The sequence below is a fragment of the Amycolatopsis balhimycina FH 1894 genome (assembly GCF_000384295.1).
In the GTDB taxonomy this organism is placed as follows: domain Bacteria; phylum Actinomycetota; class Actinomycetes; order Mycobacteriales; family Pseudonocardiaceae; genus Amycolatopsis; species Amycolatopsis balhimycina.
Genome location: NZ_KB913037.1, coordinates 10687559 through 10705139 on the forward strand (window position 1 = coordinate 10687559; position 17581 = coordinate 10705139).

At 72.7% G+C, this 17581-nt stretch carries 14 protein-coding genes; 5 read left to right on the forward strand and 9 right to left on the reverse strand.

Going from position 1 to position 17581, the window contains the following annotated elements:
• Window positions 1–21: 21 nt before the first annotated feature.
• Together A3CE_RS0149000 and A3CE_RS0149005 are read right to left on the reverse strand one after the other, a co-directional pair.
• Complete coding sequence (locus A3CE_RS0149000; protein ID WP_020647473.1) at window positions 22–1116, reverse strand: calcium:cation antiporter; 1095 nt, start codon at window positions 1114–1116, stop codon at window positions 22–24.
• A 133-nt stretch (window positions 1117–1249) separates the two neighbouring features.
• On the reverse strand, window positions 1250–2092 hold the full coding sequence (locus A3CE_RS0149005) for an urea carboxylase-associated family protein (RefSeq protein ID WP_020647474.1): 843 nt from the start codon (window positions 2090–2092) through the stop codon (window positions 1250–1252).
• A gap of 155 nt (window positions 2093–2247) precedes the next feature.
• On the opposite strand from A3CE_RS0149005, the gene A3CE_RS0149010 reads away from it, so the two are divergent.
• A complete protein-coding gene (locus A3CE_RS0149010; protein ID WP_245589757.1) occupies window positions 2248–3162 on the forward strand; it encodes a hypothetical protein in 915 nt (304 codons plus the stop codon).
• A 94-nt stretch (window positions 3163–3256) separates the two neighbouring features.
• Entirely contained in the window at window positions 3257–3913 is a 657-nt protein-coding gene (locus A3CE_RS0149015) for an HNH endonuclease family protein (protein ID WP_020647475.1), read from the forward strand.
• Here A3CE_RS0149015 and A3CE_RS0149020 read toward each other — a convergent pair.
• Window positions 3910–4737: a fructosamine kinase family protein gene (locus A3CE_RS0149020; RefSeq protein ID WP_020647476.1), complete on the reverse strand. Its 828-nt coding sequence runs from the start codon at window positions 4735–4737 to the stop codon at window positions 3910–3912. The two genes, A3CE_RS0149015 and A3CE_RS0149020, sit on opposite strands and share 4 nt — an antisense overlap.
• A 54-nt stretch (window positions 4738–4791) precedes the next feature.
• On the opposite strand from A3CE_RS0149020, the gene A3CE_RS0149025 reads away from it, so the two are divergent.
• Entirely contained in the window at window positions 4792–5148 is a 357-nt protein-coding gene (locus A3CE_RS0149025; protein ID WP_026469607.1) for an MmcQ/YjbR family DNA-binding protein, read from the forward strand.
• On the opposite strand, the gene A3CE_RS0149030 is transcribed toward A3CE_RS0149025, so the two are convergent.
• The 3 genes from A3CE_RS0149030 to A3CE_RS0149040 all read right to left on the reverse strand — a co-directional run bounded on the left by A3CE_RS0149030 (window position 5073) and on the right by A3CE_RS0149040 (window position 8388).
• Window positions 5073–5942 carry a GNAT family N-acetyltransferase gene (locus tag A3CE_RS0149030; protein WP_020647478.1) on the reverse strand — a complete coding sequence of 290 codons (870 nt, stop codon included), beginning with the start codon at window positions 5940–5942 and terminating at the stop codon, window positions 5073–5075. The genes A3CE_RS0149025 and A3CE_RS0149030 overlap by 76 nt on opposite strands.
• A 45-nt stretch (window positions 5943–5987) precedes the next feature.
• Window positions 5988–8060: a putative Ig domain-containing protein gene (locus A3CE_RS0149035; RefSeq protein ID WP_020647479.1), complete on the reverse strand. Its 2073-nt coding sequence runs from the start codon at window positions 8058–8060 to the stop codon at window positions 5988–5990.
• A 106-nt stretch (window positions 8061–8166) separates the two neighbouring features.
• On the reverse strand, window positions 8167–8388 hold the full coding sequence (locus A3CE_RS0149040) for a hypothetical protein (protein WP_020647480.1): 222 nt from the start codon (window positions 8386–8388) through the stop codon (window positions 8167–8169).
• 371 nt (window positions 8389–8759) lie between these two features.
• On the opposite strand from A3CE_RS0149040, the gene A3CE_RS0149045 reads away from it, so the two are divergent.
• Window positions 8760–9965 (forward strand): phospholipase D-like domain-containing protein, encoded by a 1206-nt coding sequence (locus A3CE_RS0149045; protein ID WP_020647481.1) that lies wholly within the window; start codon window positions 8760–8762, stop codon window positions 9963–9965.
• 51 nt (window positions 9966–10016) lie between these two features.
• Here A3CE_RS0149045 and A3CE_RS0149050 read toward each other — a convergent pair whose 3' ends face one another.
• Entirely contained in the window at window positions 10017–12998 is a 2982-nt protein-coding gene (locus A3CE_RS0149050) for an AfsR/SARP family transcriptional regulator (protein ID WP_020647482.1), read from the reverse strand.
• Between the two features lie 330 nt (window positions 12999–13328).
• On the opposite strand from A3CE_RS0149050, the gene A3CE_RS0149060 reads away from it, so the two are divergent.
• Entirely contained in the window at window positions 13329–13691 is a 363-nt protein-coding gene (locus tag A3CE_RS0149060; protein ID WP_026469608.1) for a DUF488 domain-containing protein, read from the forward strand.
• Between the two features lie 66 nt (window positions 13692–13757).
• On the opposite strand, the gene A3CE_RS0149065 is transcribed toward A3CE_RS0149060, so the two are convergent.
• Both A3CE_RS0149065 and A3CE_RS0149070 read right to left on the reverse strand, forming a co-directional pair.
• Window positions 13758–16145, reverse strand: coding sequence for a glycoside hydrolase family 2 protein (locus A3CE_RS0149065; protein WP_020647485.1), 2388 nt, complete (start codon window positions 16143–16145; stop codon window positions 13758–13760).
• A gap of 271 nt (window positions 16146–16416) precedes the next feature.
• The gene (locus A3CE_RS0149070; RefSeq protein ID WP_020647486.1) at window positions 16417–17454 is read right to left on the reverse strand and encodes a LacI family DNA-binding transcriptional regulator; all 1038 of its coding nucleotides are present in this window, start codon (window positions 17452–17454) and stop codon (window positions 16417–16419) included.
• Window positions 17455–17581 lie beyond the last annotated feature (127 nt).

The window sequence follows — 17581 nt, forward strand, 5'->3', positions numbered from 1 at the left end:
AAGGTGGCATCACGAACTTTGTCAGGGGTTGACGGCCAGGACGAGGAAGCCGGCCAGCAGGACCAGGTGCACGCCGCCCTGGAGGCGGGTCGCCCGGCCGGGGACGACCGTCAGGACGCTCACCACCACCGTCAGTGCCAGCAGGACGATCTGCGTCGAGCCGAGGCCGAGCAGCAGCCGTCCCGGCAGCCACACCGACGCGAGCGCGATGGCGGGGATCGTCAAGCCGATGCTCGCGATCGCCGAGCCGTAGGCCAGGTTGAGGCTGATCTGCATCCGGTCGCGCTGGGCCGCGCGCACCGCGGCCAGGGTCTCCGGCAGCAGTACCAGGAGCGCGATCACCACGCCGACGAACGACTGCGGGAACCCCGCGGCGCGCACGCCGGCTTCGATCGCCGGCGACTCCACCTTGGCCAGCCCGACGACCGCGACGAGTGCGACCAGCAAGAGCCCCAGGCTGCCCAGTGCCGCCCGGTTCGACGGCGGGACGGCGTGGTCGTCCTCCTTGACCGCGCCGTCGGCGGCCACCGGGAGGAAGAAGTCGCGGTGCCGGACCGTCTGGGTCAGCACGAACGTCCCGTACAGCGCCAGGGACGCGAGCGCGGCGAAAGTCAGCTGCGTCGGGGAGAACGCCGGTCCGGGCGTGCTGGAGGTGAACGCCGGCAGCACGAGGCTCAGCGTGGCCAGGGTCGCGACCGTGGCCAGCGCGGCGCCGCTGCCCTCCGGGTTGAACAGCGTCGCGCCGTAACGCCGGGCGCCGACGAGCAGCGAGATGCCGACGATCCCGTTCGTCGTGATCATCACCGCCGCGAACACGGTGTCCCGCGCCAGCGAGCCGGTTTCCGGGCCGCCGGAGACCATCATCGTGACGATCAGCGCGACCTCGATGACGGTGACCGCGACCGCGAGGACGAGCGACCCGAACGGTTCCCCGGCGCGGTGCGCGACGACCTCGGCGTGGTGCACCGCGGCGAGCACGGTGGCGCCCAGTGCGACGGCGACGAGGGCCACGAAGACCGGCCCGAGGTCGCGGCCCCAGGCGAGCGCCAGGACGAGGATGCCGAGCAGGGGAGTGACGGAGGTCCAGGACAGCAGGAAGGATCTCAGTGCGGCCATGCCTCCACCCTCGCACACCGGCGGTGGTTCCGCGTTCCCGTAAGGCGATTCTCACATCGTCCCTTGTGGACGGGCGGACGCGGTGTCGAGGATCCCGCGGCCGTGGCGCCGGAACGCGGAAGTCCATTGTGGACTATCGAGGGGATTCCCCGGTCCACTCAGGCAACCGGACGCCGTGCAGGCCGCGGTAGGCCGCGCGCTCCGGCGGGCGCCAATCCGCGAGGAGTTCCGCCCGGGGCGCGAAGACCTCGACGCCGAGCGGGTGGCACGTGCCGATCGGGTCGCGGGCGTCCGGGCCCCACAGCGGCACCGAAAGGTCGCCGCCCGGGCAAGCGGACAGCGCGCACAGCAGGTCGACCTCGGCGAAGAACTCGAAGTGGTCGCCTGGGCGGGCCGGGCTGGCCTTCATGAAGTAGCGGTCGTCGTCGTTGAGGCCGGTGCACTGGAAGACGTTGAGGACGTCGTGCACGTCGAACTCGGTCAGGCCGAACGGCGCGACGGCGCGGACCAGGTTCGAGTGGCAGTGGAAGTCGAAGTCCTCACCGGTGAGCACCCGGTTGACGTACGGGTCGCAGCGGGTGCCGAGCAGGTCGTGGACGCGGCCGCCGTCGCCGTCGGCGCCGTGACCGGTGAGGGTGTCGGCGGTGATCGTGGCCAGCGGGCGCAGGAACGGCAGGGTCGACCACAGGCGGTCGAAGGTGCTGACGTGGGCGCGCTGCAGTTGCCGGGTGCGCGCCGCCCAGAACCGTTCGCGCGGGTCGTCGGCGTGCCACAGGTTGAGGTCGCCGACCTGCGGTCCGTCGATGGTCCGCAGGCGGCACAGGTGCCCGCGCGGCACCCGCCACGCGCGTCCCGAGCGGATGGGGACCTCGAACGCCTCGACGAGTTCCCGGCCCTCTTCCCCGGCGAGCCGCCGGTAGAAGAGCCGGTCGACGTCGAGGGCAGGGCCCCGGTAGGCGGCTGGGGGTGAAGCCATCGGCGGTCTCCCTCGTCGGTGGGCGGGTGCGGCTCCAGGATGCCCTGGCTACGCACGGTGGTGATCGACCACTCGTTCGGCCGCTGGGGTGGCGGCGGGTCTCCTCCTACCGTCGAGGGAGCGCTCGCCGCTTCGTCGTGGGAGGTGTGACCGGCGTGCTCGTGGCCCTCCAGCGCACGGGAGAAGACCGGCCGCTCCCCGCGGCGGCGGAGTACTTGGTGGGGTTGCTGCGATCGTGGGGGCCGGGGCCGGACCACCTGACGGGGCTGGCGCTGGCGGGCATCACGTTGCCGGGCCGGCTGGGACCCCGTTCGGTGGACGCGCTGGTGTTCACCCGCAGCGGGGTCGTGGTGCTCGCGGCGCACGAACCGGGCCCGGCACGGTGGCCCGGCCCCGGCGACCGGACCGGAGCGGCCGTGGCGGCGGCGAAGGGCGCGCTCGCCGGGCACGACGGGGGCCGGTACGTGACGGGCCTGGTCGCGGTCGTCCCGTCGGCGGCCGGCTCGCGGGGGAGCGGGCCCGGCGCCGTGCCGGAGTACGAGCCGGAACCGGCGTCGCCGGGAAGCCAGGTCGCAGGAGTGCCTGCGCGGGAACCTCCCCGAAACGACCGACCGGCGCCGCACTGGCCGGAGCCGCAGCCCGTGCACGGCGTGGCCGTGGTTCACGCGGATCCGCGCGGTCTCCGGCGCATCATCGCCCAGCACAACCGCTGGCGGACCGTCTGGTCGGCCGACGACGTCCTCGACGCCTGCTACGCCCTTTCCCTCGCGCACCTCGCCCCGCCGCGGGCGGCCCTCCTCGCCGACGGCTTTCCGGCCCGGCTGCCCACCCTCTCCCGGCTGCCGGAACTCCCCGCCGTGATCTCCGTGCCGCCGGAACCGGCGCCGGCCGGGGCCGATGACGGGCCCGGCCCGGGGAACCCGCCGGCGCGCGGGCCCGGTTCCGCCGTTTTCCCGCGGCCGCGGCCGATCCGGCAGGTGCCGTGGGGGCTGCTGTTCGTCCTGGGGCTGCTCGTCACGATCGGGGTGATCGCCGCCGTGTTCGTCGCGCAGGTCTTCCACGGCTCCTGAGCTGCCCCGAACGGTTCGCGTCAACTACGCCATCTGCACCGTTTCCCTGGCGGGTCCGCTGGGCACCTCCCGGTAGATGTGAAAGGGGTTCACGATGCCGCGCACCCGAGCGCTCGTCCTGCTGGCCGTCCTCGCGGGCGCCTCCCTCTCCGGCTGCAAGGTGCCGGACGAGCTGGCCTCCGGTACCCAGTCCACCGGGACGGCCGCCGCCCCGCCCATCTCGGCCGCCGAGGCGCGGACCCAGCTGGCGGCGCTCAAGATCGCCGTGCGCGGCACCATGGACGGCTACTCCCGTGACGAGTTCCCGCACTGGGACAAGGTCGACGCCAACTGCGACACCCGCGAGCAGGTCCTCAAGCGAGACGGCAAGGACGTCAAGACCGACGCGCAGTGCGCCCCCAAGTCCGGCACCTGGGTCAGCCCCTACGACGGCCAGACCTGGCACAAAGCGACCGATGTGGACATCGACCACATGGTGCCGCTCGGGCAGGCCTGGATCAGCGGCGCGAAGAGCTGGACCCGGCAGCGGCGCGAGCAGTTCGCGAACGACCTCGTCCGCCCGCAGCTGAAGGCCGTCACCGACAACGTCAACGAGCAGAAGAGCGACAAGGCCCCCGACCAGTGGAAACCGCCGCTCGTCTCGTACTGGTGCACCTATGCCACCGACTGGGTCGTCGTGAAAACCAACTACGGCCTGACGATCACCGTCCCGGAGAAGAAGGCGCTGGAGACCATGCTGCAGCACTGCTAGCGCAGCGAACGCGCCGCCGCCACCGCCTGCCCGGCGTAGGACTGTCCGAACAGGACACTGTGCACCAGTAGCGGGAACAGCTGGTGCGCGCCGATCCGCTCCGCCCAGCCGTCGGCCAGGGGACTGACCTCCTGGTAGGCCGCCACGACGCGGTCGAGGTGCGGGCAGCCGAACAGGTGCAGCATCGCCAGGTCGGTTTCGCGGTGCCCGCCGTGGGCGGCCGGGTCGATGAGCCAGGCGTCCCGGCCGTCCCACAGGACGTTGCCGTTCCACAGGTCGCCGTGCAGCCGCGACGGCGGTTCCGCCAGCGCCGGGAGCCGGCCGCAGGCCCGCTCGAACAGCGTCACTTCGGCCGGCCCGAACGTTCCTGCGTCGGCCGCCTCCCGGACGTACGGCAGCACGCGGTGCTCGGCGTACCACGTCGCCCAGTCTTCGCCCGTGGCGTTCGCCATCGGGGCCCGGCCGATCCAGGCCTCGGCCGGGCCACCCGGGGGAGCAGCCCCGAACGCCGGGGCACCGGCCGCGTGCAGCCGCGCGAGGCCGTGCCCGAGCCGTTCGGCCGCCGCCGCGGTCGGCCGGCCCTCCGGGACACGGTCGATGACCAGCCAGTCCTCGTCCTGACCGTGCACCGACGGCACCGGGACCGCCGCCGCCGACGCCAGCCAGCGCAGGCCGGCCGCCTCGGCCGCGGTCGCGCCGGTGCCGTGCCCGCGTTTGACCACGACCACCCGGCCGTCGTCCAAAACGGCTTCGGTGAGGTCCCCGGACAGCCGGCGCGTCCCGGTGACGGCGTGCCCGGTGAGCCGGGTCGCGGGCTCGCTCATGTCCCGCACCGTACCGGCGCGCTACGGTGGTCGCCGAAGAGCAGGGGAGCGAAAGTGACTGTGCGGGTGAACGAGTTCGAACGCGTGCTCGGCGCGCTGGCAGAGGTCCAGCGGTCGGAGGCCCGCGACTACTCGTCGTTCAGCGTGCGCGGCAAGCGGTTCGGCTACCACTGGCCGCGGACCCGGACCGTCGGCCTCAAGCAGACGATCTCCGAACAGCTGGCGCTGGTCTCGGAACGGCCGGACGTGTTCGAGGTGCAGTTCACCGCGGGCGGGTTCGGCTGGGTGGTCGTGTACCTCGACCGGATCGACGTAGACGAGCTCGCCGAGCTCGTCTACGAGGCCTGGCGGCTCTCGGCGCCGGAAGACCTCGTCGCGGAGGTGCCCTTCACCAGGATCGCCCGGGCGTAGAGCAGGTCGAACCCCTGCCGCTGGGCGTTCTGCTGGGACTTCGTCCCCAGCAGCGTCGTGACGATGGCGAGGTCGCACCCGGCCGCCCGCGCCGCCGCGAGCCGCGCGCGCAGCAACGCCGTCTGCACGCCCCGGCGGCGGTGGGCCGGCACGGTCGCGGCGCCGGCGAACTGCGCGATGCCGTCGGTGACGCGGAAACTCGCGCCGCCGGCGAACTCGCCGTCCCGCTCCGCGAGGAACCGCCGCACTCCGGCCATGTCCCGCAACACGGTCACGAGCGTCTCGCGGGAGAAGTCCTCGTGGGACGGCAGCCCTTCGGTGTCGACGACCAAGGAGGCGTCGGCAACGGCGGCCAGCCAGGTTTCCAGCTCGTCGTCCCGGCACGGCCGGACGTCCCCGCTCACCTCGTCCACGGCGTCGCCGAGCCGTCGGCCGAGCACGTTCTCGTACGACTCCAGGCGGTAGCCGCGATCGGTGAGGAAGGCCCCTACCTCGGGGTCCGCCAGCTGGCACAGCTCGATCTGAACAGGCGCGCCCAGCTCGGCGAAGGCCCGCTCGACCTCATCGAGCGCATCGGCGTCCGGAACGCCTTCGAAGCCGAGGCCCGCGACCTTGTCGAACGGCGAATCCGCCTCGGCGAAGCTCGCGATTCCGCCGGCGAGCGGGCGCGCGAAGCCCACAGTGTCACCGCGGCGCGCCCGCGCGGCGTCGCTGCAATCGGCGACCCACCGGGCTTCGGCGCGTTCGATCCGCTCCGCCAGCGCGACGTCGCAGAAAAGGCGTTCCCCGTCCATGTCCCCACAGTGGCGGACACGGACGGGGAACTCCAACCGGATTTCTCAGCCTTCCACGCGGTGCGAAGCCCAGAACGACGTCAGGTCGGTCGAGCCGGCCGCCGCCTGCGCCGCGGCCTTGAACTCGGCCGTCGTCGACACGCCGTACCAGTGCGACTGGGCGTACGACTTCAGCAGGTTCGCCATCGCCGTGTCGCCGATCAGCCGCCGCAGGTCGTGCAGCGTGCACTTACCGTAGTTGTAGACCACCGTGGAGTAGCGGGACGAATGCGCGTCCCAGTAGGCCATCGAGTTGGTCAATTTCTCCGCGCTCGACTGCCAGGTGATGCCGCAGCCACTGCCGGTGATCCCGCGGTAGAGGTCGGTGGCGTAGTCGGTGAAGCTCTCGTCGAGCCAGGGCGAGTTGTACTCGTCGTCACCGACGATCCCGTAGAACCACTGGTGCGCCAGCTCGTGTGGCAGCGCCACGTTCGACACCAGGTCCATCACGAAGCCCGGGTACTCCATGCCGCCGAACCAGAAGTTGTTGTCCAGCACCACGTCCACCTCGCCGTACGGGTAGTCGCCGAAGCGGCCCGAGTGGACGTCGATGGCGTCCGCGGCCAGCGAGAGCATCGAGTTGGCGCTGCTCGTCGAGATGCCGCTGACCGAGTAGACGTTCACGCGCACGCCCTTGCCGGACGTGGTGGTGATCTTCGCGAACGGCCCCGAGGCCCACGCGAAGTCCCGCACCTTGGCCGCCACCGCGTGCGTGGTGGTCGTGCTGCCGCTGGCCGTCTCGGTCGACGTGCCGGTGGCCGGCGTCAGCAGCGACGTCGGGTGCACGAGCGTGACGTCGAAGTCGCTGATCACCGTGTAGAACGACTCGCCGTTGTTCGTGTACGGGTCGAGGTGCCAGCCGGCCCCGTCGCGGACCGCGAGCACCGGGAGCGCGTTGCCGATCATGTTGAACGCGCCGTCGTGGCCGAAGCGGTCGGCGCCGCTGGGCACGACGATCTTGAGGTCGAACCCGATGGTCGCCGACTGGCCCTGCGCGAGCGGGGCGGGCAGCGTGATCTTCAGCGCGGTGCAGTTCACGCTCAGCGCGGACGGCGTGCCGCCGGTGACGTTCGTGACGGTGATCGGCGTCGTCGGGCAGGAGCCGTGGTAGTTGTCCCAAAGCCGCAGGTACACCTCGGGCAGCGCGGTCGCCGACCCGTTGGTGAAGCTGGCGCTCTGGTGCCCGGTCCAGGTGTCGCCCGCGGTGTTCGAGGTCAGGCTCACCGTGTAAGTGGGGTTGATGGGCGTGCGTGTGGAGTCGGCGGGCGCCGGCGAGATCGTCCAGGCGAAGGTTGCGCTGCCGCTGTTGCCGGCCGGGTCCTTCGCCGTCACGGTCACCGACGATGTGCCGGCCGTGGTCGGCGTACCGGTGATCTTGCCCGTGGCGGCGCCGATCGCGAGCCCGGCGGGGAGCCCGGTCGCGCTGTAGGTCAGGGCGTCGCCCTGCGGGTCGCTCGCCTGGATCTGCAGCGCCACGGCCTGGCCGACGGCGCCGGACTGGGCGCCCGGCGAGGTGACCACCGGCGACTGCGGGTTGCTCGTCCCGGTCGTGGTCAGCGAAAAGTCGTCGAGGACGAAGTTGGTCACCAGGCTCGAGTCCTCGGTGCCGGTGACCTTCAGTGTCACGGTCTGGCCGAGGTAGCGCGACACGTCCACGGTGCGCTGGACGTACCCGGTGTTCTTGTCGAGGTTCGAGTAGCTCGCGAGGGTGTCGGAGCCCGCCTGCACCACCAGCTTGTCGTAGGCGGTGCGGGTCGTCGTCTCCGCGGTGTCGATGTGCGACCACCAGGACAGCGTCGCCGAGGCGCAGCCGGCGGGGAGCGTCAGCGACTGGGACAGGGTGTCGGTGTGCGTGCTGCCGTGGCCGCCCAGCAAGGCGTCCATCGTGCCGCCGTGCGCGGGTTCCGCGCTGGTGGCGGCGGTGATGACCCCGCTGCTCTGTGTCCACGGCGCGGTGCCGCTTTCGAACCCGCCGTTGCCGACGATCTGGTCACCGCAGACCGCGGCGGCCGAGGCCGGCGTGGCGACGGCGACTGTGCCCAGCAGCCCGATGGCAGCGCTGAGCGCAGCAGAAAGCACCCTCGATCTCATGGAGGCAGTCCTTTCCCGGCTCCGCCCGTGGGAGCCACGAAAAGCGTCCTCTGCGGGCTGGGCCGCAACAACCCGCCATGAGTCGGGTTCGGGATCAGGCCTGCTGCAGGACGTTGAGCAGGATGACGAGGAGCACGATGGTGCCGGCGACCGCGAGGACGGCCGAGACCGTGCTCTTGATCCACTCCCCGAAGCCCTTGGCGGTGCGGGACCGGTAGGCGGAATAGCTGGAGCGGGCCTCCTTCGCGGTGTGGACCCGGGCGCCGACGAGTATTCCGGCGCCGAGCGCGAGCAGAACGGCGATGAAAACGGACACGAGAGATCCCTTTCGGATCGGGAACGGTGGACGGTCTCCTTTTCTAGACCCGACGGACGGCGGGCGCCATGGCATATCGGAATCGGATTTCCGGGCCGGACGGCCCTGGTGGCCGCCGCGTCCGGCGTTCCTCGGAATCCCGCCGGGAGCGGCCAACGGTATTCGTAGGAAGCGTTGTTCCGCAACAGGTTTTCCGGTGTCGCACGGCCCGTGCGGGAATGGGAAATTTCCCGCACGACGTGTCTCAGCGTGACCGATCAATCGCGCTGCGCTGAGATATCCACTGTGGACGGTGTCGTGATGGACATCCACTTTGTACGGAACTTGTACACCGCATTGCGAGCTTGGCAGCTTCCGACAGGAGGGCAGACATGGTCCCCAAGATCAAGGCGCTCATCGTGGCCGCCGGCGCGCTGCTCGCGCTGTCCGGCGGCGGGATCGTGCACGCCGCGCCCGCGGCCGCCGCCGGGAACGGCATGGAAGCGATCTTCAACAACCCGCCGGAGAACGGCGACCGCGACCACTCCATCGAAACGCGGCTGGTCCAGCTGACCGACGGCACCCCGGCCGGAGCGGAGATCCACATCTCCCTCTACAGCTGGACCCGGCCCGCGCTCGCCGAGGCGATCAAAGCCGCGCAGGCCCGCGGCGTCAGGGTGCGGATCGCCCTCGACGGCGGCGCGGACGACGACCCGGCGAACACCGCGATGCCGATCCTCAAGTCGGCCGGGCTGACCCAGCTGGTGTTCTGCGGCACCGGCGGCGACAACACCGGCTGCATCGCCCACGACGGCAGCCCGCACTCGATCAACCACGACAAGCTGTGGATGTTCTCCGAGACCGAGGGCAAGAAGGACGTCGTAGTGGTCGGGTCGTACAACCTGACCACTGTGCAGGGCAACATGTTCAACAACGCTCTGCTGATGTACGGCGACCCGGATCTGTACGGCTTCTACGCCGGGCACATGCAGAAGATGCTGGCGCAGAAGAAGGACAACAACTACTTCACGAACGCCGGCTACCACAAGACGCTGACCAGCATGGTCACCAGCTATCTCTCGCCGCGCGCCGACTCGAACGGCGGCACGTCGGAGGAGTTCGCCACCGACACGTGGGCGCAGCTGCTGAAATACATCACCAAGTACGAAGCAGGCTGCTCGCTCAACGTCGTGCAGGCCAACATCGCCGACTCGCGCACCCCGGTCGTCGACGAGCTGATCCGGATCGGAAAGCTGGGCTGCAAGGTCCGGATCGTCTACGACGACCTGGGCACGGCGGCGCTGGCCGCCCTCAAGGGCAAGCCGAACGTGACGCTCAAGCGGTTCAGCACGACCGTGAACGACCGCGAGATCACCGTGCATTCGAAATACATGCTCTACACGGGCAACTACAGCGAGAAAGCCGGCCGGTCGCTCGTCTTCACCGGCTCGCACAACGTCTCCGGCGCGGCCCTGCGCGACAACGACGAGATCCTGATCAAGGTGGAGAACGCGGCGATCAGCGCCGCCTACCAGGACAACTTCAGCACCATCCTGGCCCGCGCCAAGTGCTCCGCCCCGCCCACCGGCACCTGCTGAGGAAGTCCGTGAATGGCACATCGAGGGACTTCAAGTCCCTCGATGTGCCATTCACGGACCTGCGGTACCGAGGGCCTGGGCGGCTCGCGTTTCGAGGGGGCGGTAGCCCGAGGCGGCGGCGAGCTTGGCCGCCGCCTCGCCGTGCGTCCGGGCCTGGTCGCGGTCGCCGAGGGCGAGCGCGGCTTCGGCGAGGCCGGTCAGCGCCGCCGCTTCGCACCAGGTGAAGCTCGTCTCCCGGGCGATGTCCAGCGCCGCGGTCAGGTGGGGGACGGCGTCCGCCGCCCGGCCCAGCCGGAGGCACGTTTCGCCCAGCGCGGCCAGTGCCGACGCCTCGGTGCCCCGGTCGCCGATGCGCCGGGTCAGCTCCACCGCGTCGGCGGCGTCGGCGAGGGCGCGCGTGGCGTCACCGGCGCGGGCCTCCAGAACCGCGCGGCCCGACAGCGCCGCCGCTTCGCCGTACTGGTAGCCGAGTTCGCGGTTGGCCGTGAGCGCCCGGTCGTAGAACCCGGCGGCGAGCGGGCTCTCCAGGTCGCGGTGGACGTGCCCGAGGTCGACCAGCAGGACGGCGACGCTGAACCGCGCGCCGTCGCGTTCGGCGATCTCCAGCGCGCGGCCGAAGTGGCCGAGGGCCGCGTCGAAGTCGCCGACCTGGCCGCAGGCGAACCCGAGGTTGGCCAGCGCCATCGTGACGCTGGGCATGGCCAGCTCTTCGCACAGCCGCAGCGCCTCCAGGCCGCACGCGATCGCCTCGTGCGCGTCGCCGAGCCGCTGGTGCACCGCGCTGATGTTGTTGAGCGCCGCGGCGCGCCCGGCTGGCCAGTCCGCCGCCAGCCCGTCGGCGAGGACGGTCGTCAGGTGCGTGCGCGCGTCGTCGTACCGGCCGCTGTTGACGCCGGCGAGCGCGATGGACAGCCGCATCGCCGCCTGCGCCTGACGGTCGCCCGCGGCCTGGGCCGCGGCCAGCGCCGTCGTGGCCGTGTCGATCCACTCCGTGTGGTGGCCGCGGTGGTGGAAGAACGCCCGGAGCGCGTCGGTCAGGTGCCAGGCGTACTCGCGCGGGCCGTGCGCCGCGGCGTGCTCGACGGCGGCGGCGAGGTTGGGCCACTCCGTGTCCAGCCAGGCCAGCGCGTCGTCGGTGCCCTCGAAGGGCTGCTCCGGTTCGGGCCGGGGCAACCGGAGGAAGTGCGGGATGAGCCGGCGGCCCGCCGCGTCGGCCGTCGCGAGGTAGTGCTCGAAGAGCCGCCGCCGCGCCGCGTCCCGGTCGCCGGGGGAGTCGTCGGCGTCGGCGCGGCCGGTCGCGTAGCTGCCCAGCAGGTCGTGGAAGCGGTAGTGGCCGGGCAGGTGCCGTTCGACGAGGTTGGCCGCGGCGAGGGCCTTGAGCTGCCGGCTCGCGCGTCCTTCGGTGACGTCCGCGAGTGACGCGGCCACCGGCGCGGTGAACGTCTGGCCCGGCACCAGCGCCAGCCGCCGGAACAGCAGCCGGTGTTCGGCCGCCAGCGCTCGGTACGACACCGAGAACGCCGTCGTGACCGCGCTTTCCTCGGCGCCGTCGACGCTCAGCCCGGCCAGGGGGTCGCCGTCGGCCAGCTCCCGGGCCAGCTCCGCGATCCCGGACGCCTCGCCGGCGCCGAGGTTCGCCGCGGCCAGCCGCAGGGCCAGCGGGAGGTGGCCGCACAGGCGGGCCAGCTCCGCGGCCGCGGCCGGCTCGGCGGCGACCGCCGGCGGCCCGAGCACGGTCTCCAGCAGCTCCCGGGAGTCGTCCGCCGGCAGCACGGACAGCGGCACCGGACGCGCGCCGGTACGGGCGATCAGGTCGCCGAGCCGCTGGCGGCTGGTGACGAGCACGGTGCCCGACGGCGGCAGCAGCGGCGTCACCTGCGCGCTGTCGCGGGCGTTGTCGAGCAGGACCAGCACCTGCCGGTCGGCCAGCAGCGAGCGCCACAGCGCCGTCCGCCCGTCCGGGTCCGGTGGGATGGCCCGCGGGTCGGTGCCCAGCGCCCGCAGCAGCTGCGCGGCCGCGGCGGCCGGGGTGAGCGGCTCGTGGTCGGCGTCGAACCCGCGCAGGTCGAGGTAGAGCTGGCCGTCGGGGAACCGGTCGCGGACGCGGTGCGCCCACCGCACGGCGAGCGCGGTCTTCCCGACGACCGCGGTGCCGGTGACCACGCGGATGTCCGGCCCGGGACCGGCGCCGGCCGGTTCGTCGAGCCGGGCCAGCTCGGCGGCGCGGCCGGTGAAGCCGCGGACGTCGTGCGGCAGCTGGGCCGGCCGCACCGGTTCGGGGGCCGGCTCGGGCGCCGGCTCCAGCGCCGGGTCGGCGGCCAGGATCGCGGCCTCCAGGCGGATCAGCTCCGGCGCCGGGTCGAGCCCGAGCTCGCCGGCGAGCCGGGAACGGAGGCCGCGGAAGGCGGCGAGGGCGGCGTCCGTGCGGCCTTCGCGGTGCAGGGCGAGCATCAGCTGGCCGACGAACCGCTGCCGCAGCGGGTGCGCGGCGACCAGCGTGGTCAGCTCGGCGAGGACGTCACGGCCCCGGCCGAGCCGCAGCTGGGCGTCGATACGGTCTTCGAGCGCGCTCCAGCGGGCTTCGTGCAACCCGGCCAGGAGCCGCTCGGCGACGTCGGCGTCGGCGGCGCCGGCCAGGGCGTCGCCGCGCCACAGCGCGAGGGCCTCGTCGAACAGCGCGACGGCGGTCTCGTCCCCGGCCGCGCGGGCGCGGCGGACGAGGGCGGTGAAGCGGTGGGCGTCGACCGTGTCCGGGTCGGCGCGCAGGACGTAGCCGTGCCCTTCGCTGACCAGTTCGGGGCCGCCCGCGGTGCGGAAGACGGCGCGGATGCGCGAGATCAGCGCCTGCACGGTGTTGCGCGCGCTGGCCGGGGGAGCGGCCGGCCACAGCAGGTCCACGAGCCGGTCGAGCGAGACCGGGCGGCCGGTTTCGAGGAGCAGGACGGCGAGGACCAGGCGCTGCTTGCGGGAGCCGAGGTCGACCGGGGCGCCGTCCGCCGTCGCCTCGACGGCGCCGAGGACGCGGAACTCCACCCCCGGTACCTCCCGTTCGCGTTCACCCGGTCGTGGCGTGCAAGCGTACTGCAAGCGTTGTGCAGTCCCGGTCGGCGATCCTGGCCGGGCCGCGGGACATCACCCCGACGATGTCCACGGCCGGCTCGGCCGCCGGTGTGACCGGTGGTTCGGCTGTCGCTTTCACCAGCGGCACGAGCTGGGGGTAGGGCCACCCCGGCGATCCCTCCGCGATCGCCGGTGTGGCCCTTTGCCGTTTCCTGCCCGGAGCAGCTGCGCTGCCGTCCTGTGCGGTAGCCCCGGCCGCGTTCTCCGGTGGCGGCGCAGGCGGCCTCGACGCAGAATGCGCGCATGCAGCCCACGGTCGTCCGGGTGGCGCGCCTGTCCGACCCGCCGGGGCCCGCCGACGGTGTCCGCGTGCTCGTGGAACGGCTCTGGCCCCGCGGCACCGCCCGCACGGCGATCGTCCTGGACGGCTGGTACCGCGGACTGGCCCCGTCCGACGAGCTGCGCACCTGGTACGGCCACGACCCGGACCGCTTCGCGGAGTTCGCCGAGCGGTACCGCGCGGAGCTGCGGGAGCCGGACCGGGCGGCGGCGCTGACGCGGTTGCGGGAGCTGGCGGGTGAGGGGCCGGTGACGTTGCTGACGGCGAGCGGGTCGCCGTCGATCAGCCAGGCGGCGGTGCTGGCGGCGGTGCTGACGGGGGAGTGAGGTCAGACCGTGGCACTCGTGGTGGCCGGCGCGGGATGGTCCGGCGGTGCCGACCGGGAACTGATGTCACAGCCGGGGCGTGGTTTCCGGGCCCGCGGCAGTCGTGGTCACCGTCGCCGTGGCGGAGCCGAGCATGTCGTGCCGGGCGGTCAGGGTCAAAGCTCCGGCCGGGCCCGGGAACGGCCGCAGCCACACCGCGGCCGCGCCGCCGGTCGCGCCGAAGTCCAGTGTCTCGTCGCCGACCAGCTCGCCGGGGCCGGTCAGCGTCAGCGTCACCCGGCCGGTCGTGCCCGCCCGCAGCGTCCCGAAGCGGTCCGTCGCCGCGATGACCACGCGGGTCGCGTCGGTGCCGTCGGCGCGCAGTTCCCGGTCGTCGGGGACGCAGCTGAGCACGTCGTGGCTCCGGTCGCCGCTGAACCGGCGGCTGAGGACCAGCCGCTCGCCCACGTAGCCGTCGATGCGCAGCTGCGGCTGCCGTCCGCGCGGGACCGTCAGGTCGGCGGCGAACGGCGGGTACCGCAGGTGCGGGAAGTCCGCGCGGCGGCTGGAGGCCTCACCCACGGGCCGGTCGTCGAGGAACAGCAGCAGGCGGTCGCAGTTCGACCAGATCGTCGCGCCCCGGCCCGGCCCGGCGGGCTGGGCGGTGAAGTCCCAGGCGAAGCCGGGTTCGGCGACCGCCCGGACCCGTGGGTCGCCCTGCGAGGCGTAGAAGGCCGCCGCGGGCTTGGGGATCCGGAAGATGTCCGACACTCCGGGGAACTTCGACCCGCCGACCGACCGCTGCCAGCCCGACGGGTAGTCGAACGCGCACCAGGCCAGCAGCCCGCAGTAGCGGTCGTCGGCGGCGGCCAGGTCGTGGGCCTTCGCGTGCAGTTCGGCCTGCAGGTGCTGGGTGGCCGGGGCCTCGGTGCGGCGGTAGGTGCGGGCCCCGGCGAGCGTGCCGATGGACTCCGTCACCAGGTACGGCACCCCGGCCCGCGGCGGGCGCAGCTGAAAGGGTGCGCCGCGGCGGGCGGTGTAGTCGTTGTAGGCCAGGACCTGCTCGTCGGTGCCCGGCGGCAGGGCGAGCCGCGCGCCGGTCGTGGTGGCCAGCGCCCCGCTCGTCGGCCGTGACGGGTCCAGCTGCCGCGCCAGCCTCCCGGTGCGCAAGTACAGCTCGGTCGACCCGGCGGCCTCGTTGACCCGCGTGCCCCACACGACGATGCTCGGGTGGTTGCGGTCGCGGACGACCATCCCGGCGACGTCCCTCAGGTTCTGGCGCTGCCAGGCGTCGTCCCCGACCCGGCCCCAGCCCGGGATCTCCTCCCACACCAGCAGGCCCAGCTCGTCGCAGGCGTCGAGGAACGCGCTCGACTGCGGGTAGTGCGAGCAGCGGACCATCGTGCAGTTCAGCTCGCGGCGCAGGATCTCGGCGTCGCGCCGCTGGACGCGGTCGGGCAGCGCGCCGCCCGCGAACGGGTACCACTGGTGGCGGTTGAGGCCGAACAGCTTGAGCCGCCTGCCGTTGAGGAAGAAGCCGCCCGGGGTGAACCGCGCCTCACGGAACCCGGTCCGCACCACCCGCTGGTCGAGCGCCCGCGGCCCGGACCGGACGGTGACCACGACGTCGCAGAGCGCCGGATCCTCGACGTCCCACAGGCGGACCGCGCCGAGCCCGCCGACGTCGAATTCGACGGTTCTCGTCCCGACCGGCATCGGCGCGACGTCGGTGGCGCCCCGCGCCAGCTCCCGGCCGGCCTGGCGCACCGACGCCGTCACCTGCAGCGGCTCGCCGAGCGCGACGGTCGTGTCCAGCTCGCACGTCAGGTGCAGTGACCGGGCGGGGGAGAGGACGTCGCCGGGGCGGGCGAAGACGTCGGCCAGCCGGGTGCGGGGCACGGTCCCGATCGTCGCCGGGCGGTAGATCCCGGCCGGCTGGTAGAAGTCGATCACCGACGGGCCCGCGGTGCGCGGCAGGTTGGGCGGGACATCCAGCGCCCACCGCCCGTCGACGACCACGGCGAGGACGTTGTCGCCGACCACGACCTCCGGCAGTTCGACCTCGAAGGGGAGGTAGCCGCCTTCGTGCGTGACGACGACGCGGCCGTTGAGGTAGACGGCCGCGTTCGTCATGACGCCGTCGAAGCGGGCTCGGACCCGCTCCTCCGTCATCGCCGGGGTCACCGTGAAGTGCTTGCGGTAGAGCCACTGCTCCTGCCACGACGACGGCTGCCAGCCGGTCCACGACAGCGGCGTCACGCAGTGGGGCAGCCGGACCGGGTCGAGGTCGGTCTCGTCGAAGTCGGCGTCCGTGCTGCCTTCGGCGTACCGGCCGAACAGCCAGAAATCGGACAGCCGCACGGTTTCCGGGCCGGCCGCGGCGAGCCCGGCCGAGCCCGTGACGGCGGCGCCCAGCAGCGCGGCCCCGCCCGCGGCGAGGAACCGCCGCCGCGAAAGCCGCCACTCGCCGGTCATGACGACCTCCGTGTTGTCCCGCCCAGATCATGCGTCTCCCCCTGTGAATCACCTGTGGGGCGCTGCGGGTTACACGGCTTCTAGTGTTGGCGTCGTAGGTTCGTTGACAGCGCGGCTGCGTGGGTGAGCGTCCTGAATGACTCATTCAGGTCTTCGGAGGTCCTGAATGAGTCATTCAAGACCTGTGGCCGGGGCTGGCGAGCCTCGCTGGGGCTGAGCGAGCGCCCTGACTCCAGCGGTCCGAGCGTCGAACAACTTGCGACGCGCGACACTAGCGCAGGGTCGAGGCGCGGACCACCAGCTCGGGGGTGAACACGACCTGGCGGTGTTCGTGCTCGGTCTCGGTGGTCTCGGCCAGCAGCAGCTCCGCGGCCGTGCGGCCCAGGCGGCGGCGCGGCTGGCGGACCGACGTCAGCGGGACCGCGGCGGCCGCGGCGAACTCGATGTCGTCGTAGCCCACGATCGCCAGGTCCTCCGGGACGCGCATGCGCAGGTTCGCGCAGCTCTGCAGCAGGCCGAGCGCGACCAGGTCGTTGGCGCAGAAGGCGGCCGTCGGGCGGACCGCGGCGGGCAGGCCGGCCAGCCGCTCGCCGGCGCCGCGGCCGTCGGCCACGGTCAGCGCCGACGTCGTCAGGTCGACGAGGTGGTCCGGGCCGAGCCCGGCCGCCTCGAGCGCCCGCAGCGCGCCGAGCCGCCGGTCGCGGACCTGGCCCACCTTGGTGTGGTTGCCGATGAAGGCGATCCGCTCGTGGCCCTGTTCCACCAGGTGCCTCGCGGCGATCTCCCCGCCGTAGACGTCGTCGACCGCGACCGAGCAGTGCGTGGTGCCCCCGGGCGTGCGGTCGACGACGACCACCGGGGTGCCGCGGCGGGCGATCTCCCGCAGCAGCGGGGCGTCCGGGTCGACCGGTGTGATGAGGATGCCCTGGACCCGCTGCTGCTCGAGACGTCCGAGGTAGGCCGCCTCCCGCGACGGCTGGTGCGCGCTGTTGCAGAGGAACAGGGACAGGTCGCCGGCGTCGGTGGCGTCTTCCATGCCGGCGGCGACGTCGGTGAAGAACGGGTTGCTGCCGTCGAGCATCACGTAGGCCAGCACCCGGCTGCGCCCGGCCCGCAGCTGCCGCGCGGATTCGTTGCGCACGAAGCGGAGTTCGGCCATCGCGGCCTCGACCTTCGCGCGCGTCGCCGGGCTGACCCGGTCGGGCTGGTTGAGGACGTTGGACACCGTGCCGAGGGAGACGCCGGCGGCTGCCGCGACTTCCTTCATGCCGGCGGCCCGCGGCTCGGCACCGGGCTCCCTGACCACCATCGATACCCCTCTTCGATGAGCACTGTTGAAACGTAACACCACCGCGAACGACCTGGTGGAGATGCCGTTTGGCCACGGCTTCGCCGATGCATTGACTTCTTCTTCCGTCGCATAGTAGCTTCACCGC

Coding starts and splice junctions, on each gene's coding strand:
- A3CE_RS0149000 (WP_020647473.1), bottom strand. CDS start 1,116: ATGGCCGCACTGAGATCCTTCCTGCTGTCCTGGACCTCCGTCACTCCC.
- A3CE_RS0149060 (WP_026469608.1), top strand. CDS start 13,329: ATGCAGCCCACGGTCGTCCGGGTGGCGCGCCTGTCCGACCCGCCGGGG.
- A3CE_RS0149070 (WP_020647486.1), bottom strand. CDS start 17,454: ATGGTGGTCAGGGAGCCCGGTGCCGAGCCGCGGGCCGCCGGCATGAAG.
- A3CE_RS0149065 (WP_020647485.1), bottom strand. CDS start 16,145: ATGACCGGCGAGTGGCGGCTTTCGCGGCGGCGGTTCCTCGCCGCGGGC.
- A3CE_RS0149030 (WP_020647478.1), bottom strand. CDS start 5,942: ATGGACGGGGAACGCCTTTTCTGCGACGTCGCGCTGGCGGAGCGGATC.
- A3CE_RS0149005 (WP_020647474.1), bottom strand. CDS start 2,092: ATGGCTTCACCCCCAGCCGCCTACCGGGGCCCTGCCCTCGACGTCGAC.
- A3CE_RS0149015 (WP_020647475.1), top strand. CDS start 3,257: ATGCCGCGCACCCGAGCGCTCGTCCTGCTGGCCGTCCTCGCGGGCGCC.
- A3CE_RS0149045 (WP_020647481.1), top strand. CDS start 8,760: ATGGTCCCCAAGATCAAGGCGCTCATCGTGGCCGCCGGCGCGCTGCTC.
- A3CE_RS0149020 (WP_020647476.1), bottom strand. CDS start 4,737: ATGAGCGAGCCCGCGACCCGGCTCACCGGGCACGCCGTCACCGGGACG.